This window comes from Streptomyces sp. NBC_01669, from assembly GCF_026339735.1.
Lineage (GTDB): Bacteria > Actinomycetota > Actinomycetes > Streptomycetales > Streptomycetaceae > Streptomyces > Streptomyces yanii.
Genome location: NZ_JAPEQG010000001.1, coordinates 1,002,187 through 1,016,708 on the forward strand (window position 1 = coordinate 1,002,187; position 14,522 = coordinate 1,016,708).

Annotated in this window: 11 protein-coding genes and 2 pseudogenes; 6 read left to right on the top strand and 7 right to left on the bottom strand. The window is 70.5% G+C overall.

The genetic code is table 11. The features are described from left to right. The first annotated feature begins 155 nt into the window (after positions 1-155). Positions 156-1,112: a hypothetical protein gene (locus OG972_RS04515; protein ID WP_266978471.1), complete on the top strand. Its 957-nt coding sequence runs from the start codon at positions 156-158 to the stop codon at positions 1,110-1,112. Between the two features lie 9 nt (positions 1,113-1,121). Here the strand turns inward: OG972_RS04515 and OG972_RS04520 are convergent, their stop codons facing one another. After that, positions 1,122-1,367 carry a hypothetical protein gene (locus tag OG972_RS04520; protein WP_266978473.1) on the bottom strand — a complete coding sequence of 82 codons (246 nt, stop codon included), beginning with the start codon at positions 1,365-1,367 and terminating at the stop codon, positions 1,122-1,124. 319 nt (positions 1,368-1,686) lie between these two features. Between OG972_RS04520 and OG972_RS04525 the strand changes: the two genes are divergently transcribed. Next, positions 1,687-2,274 (top strand): histidine phosphatase family protein, encoded by a 588-nt coding sequence (locus OG972_RS04525; protein ID WP_266978475.1) that lies wholly within the window; start codon positions 1,687-1,689, stop codon positions 2,272-2,274. A gap of 11 nt (positions 2,275-2,285) precedes the next feature. On the opposite strand, the pseudogene OG972_RS04530 reads toward OG972_RS04525, so the two are convergent. Further along, positions 2,286-2,762 (bottom strand): annotated as a pseudogene (locus tag OG972_RS04530) (transposase); the annotation flags it as partial. On the opposite strand from OG972_RS04530, the gene OG972_RS04535 reads away from it, so the two are divergent. From OG972_RS04535 to rox, 3 genes are all read left to right on the top strand, one after another. Continuing rightward, positions 2,762-3,682 (top strand): IS701 family transposase, encoded by a 921-nt coding sequence (locus OG972_RS04535; protein ID WP_266990276.1) that lies wholly within the window; start codon positions 2,762-2,764, stop codon positions 3,680-3,682. The pseudogene OG972_RS04530 and the gene OG972_RS04535 overlap by 1 nt on opposite strands. Before the next feature lie 1,870 nt (positions 3,683-5,552). Then, positions 5,553-5,735: a DUF6480 family protein gene (locus OG972_RS04540; protein ID WP_266978477.1), complete on the top strand. Its 183-nt coding sequence runs from the start codon at positions 5,553-5,555 to the stop codon at positions 5,733-5,735. Positions 5,736-6,519: 784 nt separating this feature from the next. Continuing rightward, positions 6,520-7,947, top strand: a complete 1,428-nt coding sequence (rox, locus tag OG972_RS04545) for a rifampin monooxygenase (protein WP_266978479.1) — start codon at positions 6,520-6,522, stop codon at positions 7,945-7,947. 639 nt (positions 7,948-8,586) lie between these two features. Here the strand turns inward: rox and OG972_RS04550 are convergent. The 4 genes and pseudogenes from OG972_RS04550 to OG972_RS04560 all read right to left on the bottom strand — a co-directional run bounded on the left by OG972_RS04550 (position 8,587) and on the right by OG972_RS04560 (position 11,377). Next, positions 8,587-9,981 carry an FAD-binding oxidoreductase gene (locus OG972_RS04550; protein ID WP_266978481.1) on the bottom strand — a complete coding sequence of 465 codons (1,395 nt, stop codon included), beginning with the start codon at positions 9,979-9,981 and terminating at the stop codon, positions 8,587-8,589. A 131-nt stretch (positions 9,982-10,112) separates the two neighbouring features. Beyond that, entirely contained in the window at positions 10,113-10,334 is a 222-nt protein-coding gene (locus OG972_RS04555; protein ID WP_266978483.1) for a PaaX family transcriptional regulator C-terminal domain-containing protein, read from the bottom strand. Positions 10,335-10,492: 158 nt separating this feature from the next. Next, positions 10,493-10,585: pseudogene (locus OG972_RS49200) on the bottom strand (PaaX family transcriptional regulator); the annotation flags it as partial. A gap of 27 nt (positions 10,586-10,612) precedes the next feature. Beyond that, entirely contained in the window at positions 10,613-11,377 is a 765-nt protein-coding gene (locus tag OG972_RS04560; RefSeq protein ID WP_266978485.1) for a TetR/AcrR family transcriptional regulator, read from the bottom strand. A gap of 92 nt (positions 11,378-11,469) precedes the next feature. Here OG972_RS04560 and OG972_RS04565 point away from each other — a divergent pair, with 92 nt between their 5' ends. Then, positions 11,470-13,104: an amidohydrolase gene (locus OG972_RS04565; RefSeq protein ID WP_266978487.1), complete on the top strand. Its 1,635-nt coding sequence runs from the start codon at positions 11,470-11,472 to the stop codon at positions 13,102-13,104. Positions 13,105-13,341: 237 nt separating this feature from the next. Here OG972_RS04565 and OG972_RS04570 read toward each other — a convergent pair whose 3' ends face one another. Then, positions 13,342-14,394, bottom strand: a complete 1,053-nt coding sequence (locus OG972_RS04570; protein ID WP_266978489.1) for a LacI family DNA-binding transcriptional regulator — start codon at positions 14,392-14,394, stop codon at positions 13,342-13,344. Between the last annotated feature and the right edge of the window lie 128 nt (positions 14,395-14,522).

Below are 14,522 nucleotides of genomic sequence, written 5' to 3' on the forward strand. Positions count from 1 at the left end.
GGAGCGCGACGGCAGGTGCAGGGTCGGCGGGTGTGATCGTCCGGGCGAAGCCTTTCGCCCAGACGTGAAAGGCCATGCGGTCGCGGGGCGCCCTGGGCATGCTCTCGAGCGTCCCCGAGCGGCGGGACCCACCCATGTACCCGGAGGTCGCAACGATGCCCGGCACCAACCGTCTTCTGTGTCTCGGCGCCTCGGTCCTGCTGGCCGGCCTGGCAGCCCAACCCGCCCCGGCCGTCGCGCACGATCTGCCGCGCACCTACGTCGTCGCACGGTCCCCGGGGGTATTGCCCGAGGGGATCGCGATCGACGGCGACGGCACGATGTACGTGTCCTCCGACGGCACCGGCGCACTGTACCGGGGGAACGTCCGCGCCCCCCGCCTGCGTCCCTTCCGCGCGGACGGCGTCGAGGACCGTACGAGCACCCTGGGGGTGCACACCGACGCCCAGGGTCGGGTCTTCTCGGTGGGAGGCGCCGAGCTGACCGTCCACGACCGCCGCGGGCGCCTGCTGGCCACGCTTACCGCACAGAGCGGACCGCTCGGCGCGCCCGACCTCAACGACCTTGTGATCACCGAGAACGCCGTCTACGTCACGGACTGGGCCAATCCCGTCGTGCACCGCGCCGAGATCCAAGGCGGCGAACTCGGGCCCCTGGAGCCCTGGCTCGACATCCGCTCCGCCTTCCCCCAGTTCCCGGCGCAGTTCTGGCTGCTGAACGGCATCGTGGCGGACCGGTCGGGGCGAACCCTGCTGGTGGCCTCCAACGGAACGGAGGCCGTGTGGCGGGTCGACGTCGCCACCCGAGAGGTAGGTCAACTGGATCTGGGCGGGGCGTCCTTCGGTGCCGACGGCATGCTGCTGCGCGGGCGGACGTTGTACGCGGTGCTCAACTACGGCGCCCCGAGCGGGGTCTACGTCGCCTCGCTCGACGAGGAGCTGCGCACCGGATCGGTGACCCACCGGATCACGGGCGAGCCGTTCGACCTGCCCACCACGCTGGCCCGCCACGGCTGCCGGCTCTACGTGGTGAACAGCCAGAACGACGACCCCCCGGGGGAGCCCCCGTACACCGTGAGCGCGATCGACGACCCGGTCTGCGAGCGTCCCTGACTTGATCTTTCACCTGCGCGGTGCGGTCGTGGGGTCGCTGACGATGACGTCCACTTCGAGGGCGACACCGTCTCCATCACGTTCGGCACATCGCCGGTCGTCCTGCCCGCGCTGTTGGCCGGCCTCGTCCTCGAGCTCGTCGCGACCCGCTGCGGCAAGTCCAGAATCGGCACTCCGCAGGACGTTCCCTGGCTGTTCCCAGGAGGACAGCCGGGACGTCCCCTCACCGACAGCCAGATCGGCAAGCGTCTTCATCAATCGGGATCCGTCCCGAACAGGACCGCTCCATCGCGTTGTTCACTCTCGCGACCGAAGTCCCGGCCGCGATCCTCGCCCGGATGCTCGGGGTCCACATCAAAGTCGCCGTCCAGTGGCAGCAAGCATCGGGCGGAGACTGGGCTGCCTACGCCGCCGATGTGAGTAGCGGGCACAAGAGCCCTGTTACGTCTGGACACTCTCTAACTCGCAGTCGGTGAGGGCGGGCTGCGCCCGCCCTCACACCGGCTCCGAAACATCGCTAGTGCCGCGCCAGGCAACGTTCGCCGGTATTCGATGTGGGATATCGTCCTCGGCCATGGGCGAGTTGATAATGATCAGGCATGGTGAGACCGAATGGAGCCGGACGGGCCAGCACGGCGGCCGCACCGATCTTGCGCTGACGGACACGGGCGTGGCCGCGGCCAAGGCGCTCGCCCCGAAGCTGGCCGGCCGCGACCTGGTCGCCATATTCAGCAGCCCCCTGAGTCGCGCGCTGCGGACCGCCGAGTTGGCGGGCCTGTCCGGCGTCACGCCCGACGCGGACCTGGTCGAGTGGGACTACGGCGGCTATGAGGGCCTGACTGCGGCGCAGATCCAGCAGATGCGGCCGGGCTGGGACCTGTGGCGCGACGGCGTCGTCCCCGGCGACGCCGACCATCCGGGCGAACAGCTCCATCAGGTGGCCGCGCGCACGGACGCGGTGCTGGAGCGGGTGCGGCCGATGCTGAACGATGGTGACGTCGCGATCGTGGCCCACGGTCACCTGCAGCGTGTTCTCACCTCGCGCTGGCTCGGCCTGGACCCGTCAGCCAGCCGACTGTTCGGCCACCCGCATCCAGGCACCATCAGCATTCTGGGCATGGAGCACGAGCAGCCGGTCGTGCTCGCCTGGAGCCTGCCGTAGCGGCTGGCGCGTCAGGCGACATTCGCTCTGGCGATGACCTTGCGCAGACTCGGGTCGGTGACATGCCCGTTGCGCCAGGCGATGTTGCGGCGGATCATGCTGGCTTGCACTCGATGGTTGGGATGGTCGCTGCCGTCCAGGGCGAAGTGGCGCAGCGCAGTGAACTGCAGCTCGATCCGGTTCAGCCACGAGCTGTTGGTCGGGGTGTAGGCGATCTCGACGTTGTTGGTCGCAGCCCAGTCCCCGAGCCTACCGTCCCTCTTCGTGGTCAGGTGGGGTGAGAAGTTGTCGCAGATGATCGGCCTGCGGGTTTCCACGGGGTGCAGGGAGCGGCAGAACTCCAGGAACTGCACTCGCTTCTTGCGCGGCTTGACGTGCCCGAACAGCTTGTCGTCGATCAGGTTGTAGGCGGCGAACAGATGCCGGACCCCGTCGTTGCGGTTGTAGGTGGCTCGCATCCGGGGCCGCGGCTCGCGGTCGGGGTTCTCTGGCCCGGCGGGATCAGCGAGCCAAGGGCGAGCTGTACCTGCGGGGGCTGATGCTGGACGGCAAGCGCAAGTCGATGCAGCCGATGGCCGAACGACTGGGCGTGGACCACCAGCAACTCCAGCAGTTCGTGGCCTCCTCGACCTGGGACTGGGCCAAGGTCCGTGAGCAGCTGGCTCGTTGGGCTGCCGCTCACATCTCGCCGAAGGCGTACGCGATCGACAATGTGGGCTTTCCCAAGGACGGCTACGACTCACCGGGTGTGGCGCGGATGTACTGCGGCGCGCTGGGAAAGCGCGGCAACTGCCAGATCGGCGTCAGCGTCAATCTGGTCAGCGACCACGCCTCCTCGGCGGTCAACTGGCGCCTGTTCCTGCCCGAGAGCTGGGACGACACCAAGAACACCGGCGATGCACTGCTGACCGGGGCAATCCAGCGCCGACGCGCCAAGGCGGCCATCCCCGACAGCGAGCGGCACAAGGAGAAGTGGCGCCTGGCCCTGGACATGCTCGACGAGGTCCGCGAGGGCTGGGAACTGCCCGGCCTGCCGGTGGTCGCCGACGCCGGATACGGCGACGCGACCGGCTTCCGCGAGGGCCCGACCGAGCGCGACCTGACCTACGCCGTCGCGGTCAAGGGCACCACCACCGCCTACCCGGGCGACACCGTCCCCGAGCGCCCGCCCTACAGCGGCCAGGGCCGCCCGCCCGGACCCGCCTACCCCGTCCAGCACAGCACTCTGCGCCAACTCGGCCTGAACACAGGGCGATCGGCGGCACGAACCGTGACCTGGCGCCAGGGCAGCAAGACCACGAAGCACAACCCCCGCGCCGACATGCGCTCACGGTTCCTGGCGCTGCGGGTCAGACCCGCAAACCGAACGATCCGCCGCGCCGCCGACGGCTCCCTGCCCGAATGCTGACTGCTGGCCGAATGGCCGCCCGGCGCCACCGAGCCCACCGACCACTGGCTCTCCACCCTGCCTGCCGACACCCCGCTGCGCGAACTGGTCCGCATCGCCAAGATGAGGTTGACCTTGTTGCAGGCGACGGCCTCCAGCGGCCCGTACCCGGGGGTCGGGCCGTCCCCGTCGGGCAGGTCCGCCCGCCGGAACCGCTGGTCCTCCGGGTCACGGAAGCGCGGGTGTGGGCGATTCCGTCAGGGCGAGTGGATGTCTGGGTGCAACGGCAACGAGGCGGTCAGCCGATGCACACAGCGACCAGGCAGATCTGCGTCGGAGATGTCGGATCACCCGGCGACGTGATCGGCAGAAGGTTCACAGCCGATGGTCCTGCGCCGCGGCGTTCGGCGGAAGCGGGCGCGGTCGTCTCCGGGGCCTGGGCCTGGGCCGGGGTGTCGGCGTTGCCGACGTGCGTCGCGTCTGCCGACTCGGGTGTGGTGTGCGGCGTAGCGCTCGGGACCGCGGGAGACGGGGCCGTGGCGGCGGCCTTCGGCTGCCGGCTCGTCGTCCCCGTGTGAGGCGCGGCAACGGTGGCGCTCCGCTGTCGGCTCGTTGTCGTGGGTGAGTGAGGGCCGGGTTGCCGCGAAACCTGGGTGTCCGGTTGCTCCGATACCGAGTCGGTGGTCGCTGTCCGGGGTGTGGCCGCGGTCACCGGCTCCGGCGGTGAGGCTGCGTGTGTGTGGCTGCTGGAAGGCCTGGTGGACGGCAGCGCGGCAACGGTCAGGCCGCCACCGACAAGGGCAACGGCCGTTGCGGCCGCGGCCCGACGCTTGTTCTTCTTCCAACGTGCCAGCTGCCGACGCCGAGCCGCCCGGCCCTGTCCGGTGGAGGCAGTGCCTTCGTGGCCGCTGATCGAACCAGCGCCCGAAGCATCCACCGCGTCTCCGAATGCGCCGCTGCCGATCGGTTCGGCATCGGAGTGTTGAGTGCCGAGGTAAGACCCCGGAGCGGGCATCTCCTCCGCGCTCCATGTCTGCCTGGTCGTTGCAGTAGAGGCGGCCGCGCCGGGGAGGCGCCGGGCGGGCGGGGCAATGTCGGGAGCGTATGCGCCGCACCCTGGACACACGAGTGCCCCATTGAGAATCCGGCGGCACGCGGAGCAGTAGTCCATCTGCGATCTTTCTGTGCTGGCTGCGCCGCCAGGGATGTCGGCGACCTGTCTCGGGTTTCGCACGCGGGATCGAGCGGGCAGCAACGCTACTGGGACCGGCCGAAGATGATGCGCAGCCCTTGTGACGCTGCTGCAAAGATCTACGGCGGTGGCGCGGCCATTGCATGGAGCGGGTGAAAGGAATCGAGCTCGGGCCCCGGGATCGGGAATTACCCTGCGGCTGCAGCGAGACAGCGCATCCGCAAACTCCTCATGGCGTGCGGGGCGGCCGCCGGAGCGCCGCCCGCCCCCCGCCTCTCGACGTCCATCGCCGTCATGGCATGGTCAACACGCACACGATCACGGCGGCCGAAGAGCGTGCGTGTGCCCGGACGTTGCCCAGCAGTTCCACCCCCTCGCCGCCGGGCCATGAACTTCTGCCCGAGATGCAGCCACCGGGGACAGCCGCTGACGCCGCGGACCTGGGGCAGGCGATGAGCGGGTCCCCGTAGTGATGGCCGGGGGCGCTCGGGCCGACGAGCTTCCCGGTTGGACATCTCCACAGCCTGCGTACCGTCTCCGACGACCCTGCAGGCGTGGCCCGTCCAGGCCCGAACCGCAGGAGAATCGCGCTCCTCGTCGTCCGCAGAGATACGCCCGCCGTTCCCCCGGCCGCGCGTACAGCGGGATCACTGCCCTGGGCCCAATGCGAACGGGATGCGGGCAGGAGAGGGTGGAGGCATGGCCATATCACTGAATCCCCCAGGGGAGACACCACCTGCCGAGGGCTGCATCAGCGAAGCCCACCAGGAGCGCCCGGACGGAGGCATCTGGGAACACCCCGCCCTATGGCTGGGACTCATTCTGCTGGGATCGGTCATCTTTGCCGCGTTCTTCATCGCGCGGATCTTCGGATACGGATGATCGGCCGACCCCGGCGCCGGCCGGTGACCGGACCAGGCCTCGGCCGGCGTCGACCGCGGTGAGCATCGGGCAGAGGGCCGGCGCCCCAGCGACGGTTGTCCGGTTTCCCACGGGGTGGCGTCCCCGTCGGCAGGCAAGGCCGGGGCAAGGCCGGTCCCGCCGGACACCGGACCCACCCGCTCGACGGACGCCCTCGCCGAGCAAGCACGGCCGGGCCCCCTGTACGCCACGGTGGCGGGGCTGCGTGGCGGACGGGCTGCTGGCGGCGGACGTGGTGGCGCTGCTTCGGATGCCGTAGGGGCGGCGGGTCCCGGAGCTGGAGCGGCTGCGCCGAATCGGATGGCGACGTCGGCGTGACCCGGCCGCCCCGACACCGACGAGGAAGGATGAGTCCCCAGGGTGTGCTCAGGGGGCGGCGGCATCGCCGTACGCGGCGCGTCACCGCTTCGGGAAGAGCTTGTCCGTTCACAACGGACGGCAAAAAGGCAAAGGCAAAGGCAAAGAAGTCACCCACTCCTTGCCACTCTCAACATATAGCGCACCGGGGGCCTTGCGGCAAGACCCGGGTCGTGCTGCAGAATCTCCGACCGAAGCCAGTACCTGGGGAAATCGGGGCTTCGCGAAGTACATGTGCTTTTGTCGACATGTGGGTCTCGCGGGACGCGAACCGTCGATGGGACTCGCGGTGCGGTCGCGGGCACTCGGCGCGGAGGTGCGGGTGTGCGCACCGCCGGGCTACGCGGAGCAGCTGGCCGAAATGCACATTTGTTGACTGGGGGGTTTCATGATTGACGTGATCGTTGCCGGCGGCGGTCCGACCGGCTTGATGCTGGCCGGCGAGTTGCGGCTGCACGGCGTGCGCGTGCTCGTGCTGGACAAGGATGCGGAGCCGACCGTGCAGTCCCGTGCGCAGGGTCTGCACGCGCGCAGTGTCGAGGTGATGGACCAGCGCGGTCTGCTGGAGCGGTTCCTCTCGCTCGGCAAGAAGGTCACGGTCGGCGGCTTCTTCGCCGGCCTCGGCCAGACGTGGCCCGAGCGGCTGGACACGGCACACTCGTACGTCCTCGCCATCCCGCAGCAGGTCACCGAACGGCTGCTGACCGAGCACGCCACCGAACTCGGCACCGAGATCCGGCGCAGCTGCGAACTGGTCGGGCTGAGCCAGGACGAGCACGGGGTGACCGTCGAGCTGGCCGACGGCGCGCAGCTTCGCTCGCGCTACCTCGTCGGCTGCGACGGCGGCCGCAGCACGGTGCGCAAGCTCCTCGGCATCGACTTCCCCGGTGAGCCCTCCACGGTCGAGACGCTGCTGGGCGAGATGAAGCTGACCGCGTCGCCGGAGGAGCTGGCCGCCGTGGTGGCCGAAGTCCGCAAGACCCAGGCGCGGTTCGGCGCCATGCCCCAGGGCGACGGTACGTACCGCGTCATCGTGCCCGCCGAGGGGGTGGCCGAGGACCGTACGACCGCGCCGACCCTCGACGAGTTCAAGCAGCAGCTGCGGGCGTACGCCGACACCGACTTCGGCGCGCACTCACCGCGCTGGCTCTCCCGCTTCGGCAACGCCACCCGGCAGGCCGAGCGCTACCGGGTCGACCGGGTGCTGCTGGCCGGCGACGCGGCTCATATCCACCCGCCGACCGGCGGGCAGGGCCTCAACCTCGGCGTCCAGGACGCGTTCAACCTCGGCTGGAAACTGGCTGCCGCGGTCAACGGCTGGGCGCACGAGGGTCTCCTTGACAGCTACCACGCCGAACGGCACCCGGTGGCCGCCGACGTGCTGGACAACACCCGCGCGCAGATGCAGCTGATGTCCACCGAGCCGGGTCCCCGGGCAGTGCGCCGGCTGATGTCGGAGCTGATGGACTTCGAGGAGGTGAACCGGCACCTGATCGAGAAGATCACTGCGATCGGGGTCCGCTACGACTTCGGTGAGGGCCACGAACTCCTCGGCAAGCGACTGCGGGACGTGGAGCTGAAGCGGGGGCGCCTCTACGCGCTGATGCACGGCGGCCGCGGACTGCTGCTCGACCAGACGGGAGGGCTCTCGGTGGCGGGCTGGGCGGATCGGGTCGACCACGTCGTCGACGTCAGCGAGGAACTGGACGTGCCCGCGGCGCTGCTGCGGCCGGACGGCCACGTGGCGTGGGTCGGTGAAGATCAGCAGGATCTGCTCAGCCGGCTGCCCAAGTGGTTCGGCGCTGCCGTCGGCTGAGCGCGCAGTCGTGGCTCGAAAGGGTGGGACCTGTCTCCGGCCGAGTTCGGCGCGGTCCGGTGCGTGACACCCGGTCCTGATGCTTGGGGTGGTGGCGGCCGCGTGGACGCCAGGCGGATTCCTCGGGATTTCCGGGGACCTCGATCCCTCGGTACACACACGGCCTTCCTCTGCGAGCCTGTGCAGGGCTTCGCGCGCCGAGGGCCGCGAGGCCGCCGCCGAGGATCCAGGGGTTTCGGCGGCCCGGAGCGGTCGGAGAAGTGGCCCGCAAGCGGGCTGAAGACGGTCGCGAAGTTCGCGGAGACGCCGGAGACGAGACCGGGGTTGGCCACCTTGTCCGCCGGGTCGACGAGTTCGACCTGGATGGGCAGGAGCACCACACCGATGCCCACGCCGACCAGGAACATCGCGGCGTTGGCCACCGTGAGCAGGCGTTGGCCACCGTGAGCATGGGCATCAACCGCAGCAGCGCGCGACCGCGAGTCTCGACGGGGCCGGCCGGTGCCGGTATCGCCTCGGCAGCGGGCTGCACTTCGGGGGTGTACATGCCGGAACTCCTCGGCCATGCATCCCGGTGGGGGCGGGCCTGGTCGCGCGAAGGGGAATCAGCGGGAGGGTGGGGATGCGGACGGCCGGGCGTCAGCTGTCGAAGCCGAGGCCGAAGCGGTCGAGCGTCCTGAGCCAGAGGTTGCGCCTGCCCTCGTTGCGGTCGGCGCGCGCCATCGACCACTTGGTGATGCCGATTCCCGCCGCTCGGACCGGCTCCGGCGGGAACGGAAGCGGCTTCCGGCGGACGAGTTGGAGCTCGGTCCGCGCAGTGCGTTCGCCCGCCAGAAGGTCGAGCATGACCTCGGCGCCGAACCGGGTGGCGCCGACGCCTAGGCCTGTGAACCCGGCCGCGTAGGCGACCTTCCCGTGGTGACTCGTGTCAAAGAACACGCAGAAACGGGTGGAGGTGTCGATGGCGCCGCCCCAGGCGTGGGTGAACCGGACCCCGTCCAACTGCGGAAAGGTCGTGAAGAAGTGCCGGGCGAGGGTGGCGAAGGTCTCGGGCCGCTGGTCGTGCTCGGCGCGGACCCGGCCGCCGTAGCGGTAGACGGCGTCGTAGCCGCCCCACAGGATGCGGTTGTCCGCGGAGAGCCTGACGTAGTGGAACTGGTTGGCGCTGTCCGCGAAGCCCTGCCGATTGCGCCAGCCGACGGAGGCGAGCTGCTGTTCGGTCAGTGGCTCGGTCATGAGGGCGTAGTCGTACACGGGGACGGTGTACGGGCGGTGGCGTCGGAGCAGGGAGGGGTAGGCGTTGGTGGCCAGGGCGACGCGCCGGGCGTCGATCCGGCCGTAGGGAGTACGGACCGTGATCCCGGCGCCGCGCTCGTCGAGCGAGGTGGCGGGTGTGTGCTCGTGGATACGGACGCCGAGGTCGAGGCAGGCACGCTTGAGCCCCCAGGCGAGCCGGGCCGGGTTGACCATGGCCACGTCGTCCTTGTTCCACAGGCCGCCGAGGAATGTCGGCGAGTCGATCTCGGCCCGGACGGCCTCGGCGTCGAGCAGCACCGGTTTGCCGCCGTAGCGGGTGAGGGCCTCGACCTCTTCCTTCAGGCCGTCGACCTGATACGGCTCGGTGGCCACGACCAGGGAGCCCGTGCGCTCCCAGGAACAGTCGATGCCGTGGCGTTCCACGGCGTCCTCGATGGCCTGGAGGTTAGCGCGACCGAGCCGTTCCAGGAGGCCGATCTCCTCGGGCCAGCGCTGGAGTCCGTTGTGCAGTCCGTGGGTGAGGCTGGCTTCGCAGAATCCGCCATTGCGGCCGGATGCGGCGCCGCCGGCCTCGTCCGCCTCGATGAGCACCACATCGGTGGACGGATCACGCTCCTTGGCGACGAGGGCGGTCCACAGCCCGGTGTACCCGCCGCCGACCACGAGCAGGTCGCAGGTGGTGTCGCCGACAAGGGCGGGTGCGGACTGCGGACGACCGGGGTCGTCGAGCCAGAACGGGGCCGGTACGGCGTCCCGGAGCGAGGCGAGGTGGTTCATGGGGCGGACTCCTTCGGATCGCGGAGGTACAGGCCTCCGAAGTGCCGCTATGAGACCGCCCGCGGGACAGCAAGGTCAATGGTGTTGACATAAGCGTCTCCCAACCGCCCCGCCTGCCGCCCCCAGGGGCTTCAGCCGACCTGCTCCCCCGCGAGCTCCCCACGGTCCAGGATCTGCTCTGCAATGTGGTTGGCCATGGGCTCGAACCGCCGCGCCAGTTCACGGAAGAGTGCCTCCGCGCGCGCGGCGGGCCACTCCTCGGGCAGGTGCTCGGCGGGGAGGTGGGGGTCTTCGCGGACCATGTCGAGCCAGTCGGTGTGGAGCCGGAGCCGGCGCCCCGGGCCGTCGCGCACCTCAGTGGGCGCGAGGCCGTCGCCCCACCGGGCCAGGAAGCGCGGTACCCCTCGGCGATCGCGTCGACGTCGAAGGCGGTACGCAGCAGGGGCCCGGCCTCGGTGGGTGCGGCGGCCTCACCGTGGAAGGCCCTGATACGGTCCCCGAGCCCCAACTCCGCGGCCAGTGGGGCGACATCGACCCGGCCGGGGGCCACCCACAAGCCGCTCTGCAGGGGGCCGAATCCGGCCCGGACGAGCCGTGAGCGCAGGTCGTGGCCACACCTCCTGGAACTCGGCTACGCCCGGTTCGCGGGCCGTCGGGCCCGGGCGCGACGGTCCCGGGAGCCGTCCGCCGGAACGCTTGTGGCGGGCAGGCGCGCCGCCATCGCGTCAAGCATCAGTTCCAGGGCGAAGGGATAGCCGCTGCCACGCATGTCGTCGGCGAGCAGGGGCAAGGTCGCGGCGATGTTCGGGTGCGTGGCGGCCGGCAGTTTGCCGTACACCGCGTGCCAGACCTCCGCGTCCGCTTCGTGAGCCGCCTGCGGAAGGGCGAGGGCGGCGGCGTCCTGGGCCGCGAAGGCGAGGGCCTGGTCGACGAAGGCGTGGTACATCCGCACCACGAGAGGGTCCGGAAAGTTCGCCGAGCGCAGGACACCGAGGATCGTCTCAACGGCCCGGGTCTCGTGGGCGCGCCCGGTCGTGCGGTGCGCCGCCAGAAGGGCGGCCTGCGGGTTGGACCGGTAGGAGGCATGAATCCGCAGACCGATCGCACGGAGGTCGGCACGCCAGTCGCCGGTGGGCTCCCAGCCCTCCTGTGCACGGCCGATGAGCTCGTCGGCGAGGGAGAGCAGCAGTGCGTCGGTGTTGCGGAAATACCGGTAGATGGCGCTGGGATCGGCGCCCAGTGCGGCACCGAGCCGCCGTACCGAAAGTGCCTCCGCACCGTGCTGCGAGACCAGACGCAGCGCGGTCTCAACGATCATCCGTTCGGAGAGGACGGCGCCCTGTTTGGTCGGCCTGCGCCGCCGCCGCCCGCTTTCGGGAACCACACGTTCGACCATCCGGCGACCTTACGACAACACCATTGACGTGTAAATGACCGAGCAGCTTGCATGGCGCCCACCTGATGTTTCCTCACGTTCTGGAGCACCGTATGACCACGGCCGATCTGGTCTTCACCCGCGGCGCCGTCTTCACCGCCGATCCGGCCCGCACCCGGGCCACTTCCCTCGCCGTCGTCGGCGACCGGATCGCCGCTGTCGGGCACGACGAGGTGCGCGAGCTCATCGGTCCCGGCACCGAAGTCGTCGACCTGCGGGGGAAGCTGCTGCTCCCCGGCTTCCAGGACGCCCACATCCACGCGGTGTTCGGCGGGACGGAGCTGGCCGAGTGCGACCTGACCGGCACCGTCGGCGTCGAGGAGTACCTGGGCCGGATACGGGCCTACGCGGACGCCCACCCCGACCATCTGTGGATCACCGGCGGCGGGTGGTCGATGGAAAGCTTCGACGGTGGCCTGCCGACCCGGCAGTTGCTCGACTCCGTGGTCCCGGACCGTCCGGTCCTGCTGTCGAACCGTGACCACCACGGCGCATGGGCCAACACCCGGGCGCTCGAGCTGGCCGGAATCACCGCCTCCACCCCCGACCCCGCCGACGGCCGCATCGAGCGCGAACCGGACGGCACGCCCAGCGGGATGCTCCAGGAGGGCGCCTCGGCGCTGGTCTCCCGCCTGGTGCCGGCGAGCACCCCCGCGGACCGGCTCGCCGGTCTGCTGCGGGCCCAGAAGCTGCTGCACTCCCTCGGCGTCACCGGCTGGCAGGACGCCCTGCTCGGCGTCTTCAGCGGCAGGCCCGATCCGTCGGACGCCTATCTGACCGCCGCCCGCGACGGCTCGCTCACCGCCCGAGTCACCGGCGCGCTGTGGTGGGACCGCGAGCGCGGTGCCGAGCAGATCGACGAGCTGGTCGCACTGCGCGAGAAGTTGAACCACGGACGGTTCCGGGCCGGATCCGTGAAGATCATGCAGGACGGCATCGCCGAGAACTTCACCGCCGCGATGACCTCCCCGTATCTCGACGGCTGCGGATGCGCCACCGCCAACAGCGGCCTCAGTTTCGTCGACCCGCGGGAACTGCGCAGCCATGTCACCCGGCTCGACGCCCTTGACTTCCAGGTCCATTTCCACGCGCTCGGCGACCGGGCCGTCCGCGAGGCCCTCGACGCGATCGAGGCCGCCGTCGAGGCCAACGGGCACCGCGGAAACCGCCACCATCTCGCCCATCTCCAGGTCGTGCACCCCGACGACCTCGCCCGCTTCGCCCGGCTCGGTGCCATCGCCAACATCCAGCCGCTGTGGGCCGCCCACGAGCCCCAGATGGACGAACTGACCATCCCCTTCCTCGGCCCCGAGCGCGCGGCCTGGCAGTACCCGTTCGGCGACCTGCTGCGCGCGGGCGCCACCCTGGCCGCCGGGAGCGACTGGCCCGTCAGCAGCCCCGACCCGATCGAGGGCCTCCATGTGGCGGTGAACCGCATGGAACCCGGGGCCACCGACGGCCGGGTCTTCCTCCCCGAGCAGCGCCTGGACCTGGCGACGGCCGTCGCCGCCTACACCGCAGGCACCGCCCATGTGAACGGCCTGGACGACACCGGCAGTCTGCGTCCTGGCAACCTCGCCGACCTGGTGGTCCTGGACCGCGACATCTTCACGGCGCCGCCGGAGGAGATCGCCGAGGCACGCGTCCTGCGGACCTACGTCGGCGGCACGCTCGTGCACTCCGCCTGAGCCTGGTGCCGTGACCGGCCATGTCTGCCCTATGAGGAGCGTCGTCCGGTGCGTGCGATCGCAAGGCGGCCGGACGTCTTTGGATGGGGTCTCCCCTGCTCGAACGGAGTTGAGAGCTTGGGGAAGGAACTACCAGGGCTTTTGGCCAACCCGGAAGGGGGTCCCCCCTGGCCCTTAAGGCCTTGGGGGAGGGCGTGCAGGGCGGTGCGACGGGGCATAGCTTGCCGGGCGGGGGCACTAGCTCGTACGCAGCGAGGACGCCCGCACCTGGAGCCGGGTCGGCACCAGCACTCCGGCCGGCCCGGCGTGCCCCTGTTCCAGTGCGGCGACAAGGAGTTCGATCCCGGCCTCCGCAACCTCTCGGGGCCCCAGGCTCAGCGTCGTCACCGGCGGCTGGGTGTGGACGGCCGTCGTGTCCTCGCTGACGCACACCAGGAGCAGATCGTCGGGTACGTCGTATCCGTTGCGGCGCGCCACCTCCAGAACGAGCGGTGGACTGACCTCGGCCACGACGAGCAGGGCATCCGGCCGGTCGGCCCCGGTCAGGGCGTCCTCCACGGCTCGTACGACCGGTCCGTTGCCGGCTGTGGCGGCGAGCACGACCTGCTCCGGCAGCCCCTGCGCGGCGCACCACTCGCGGTAGGCGGCGAGGACGCCCACGTGGAATCGCGTCGTACTGTCGGGCAGCACGAGTGCGGGCCGCCGCGCACCCTGCGCCTTGAGGTGGTCCAGTGTCTCGCACACGGCCGCCGCGGCGTCGACGTCCACCCAGTGCGCTCCCGGCCGTCCCTCGACGGAGCGGTCGGTGAACACCGGGATCCGGGCGGCGAGCAGGTCCTCCACGATCCGGTCGTCGGCGACCGGATCGGCGACGATCACCGCGTCGAGCGGCAGGTCGGCCCATTCGCCGTGCAGCTCTCCCGCGGGCAGCATCACCAGGGCGTAACCGCGCTTGAGTGCGGCCGCCGCGGTGGCGCTCGTCAGCTGGGCGAAGTACGGCGACTCCAGGAACGTCCAGGGGGCGCCGGCGAATTCGCCCACCACGTATCCGATCAGCCGGGCCCGTCCCGCGCGCAGTTGCCGCGCGGTGGCGTTGGGCCGGTAGCCCATCCTCCGCGCGGTCTCCCTGGCCTTCTCCCGTACGGCTGGGGAAAGCCGCCCGGTGCCGTTGAGGGCCGCCGAGACGGTGGTCTTGGACAGTCCGGCCTCGCGGGCCACGTCGACGAGCCGTACGCGCGGAGGTGCGGGTGGTGAGGAAGGCCCACCACGCCCTGAAGCAGCTTTTGTCATGGGCTGATGCTGCCACCCCCGCGACCTCAGCAAAACCGTTCCCGCAAAGGCTTGTGCGGGAACGTTCCCGCAACAATACTCGCTCCATTCCCCAGCGCCCGTCACTACACCCGTAAAGGGGTGGGTCT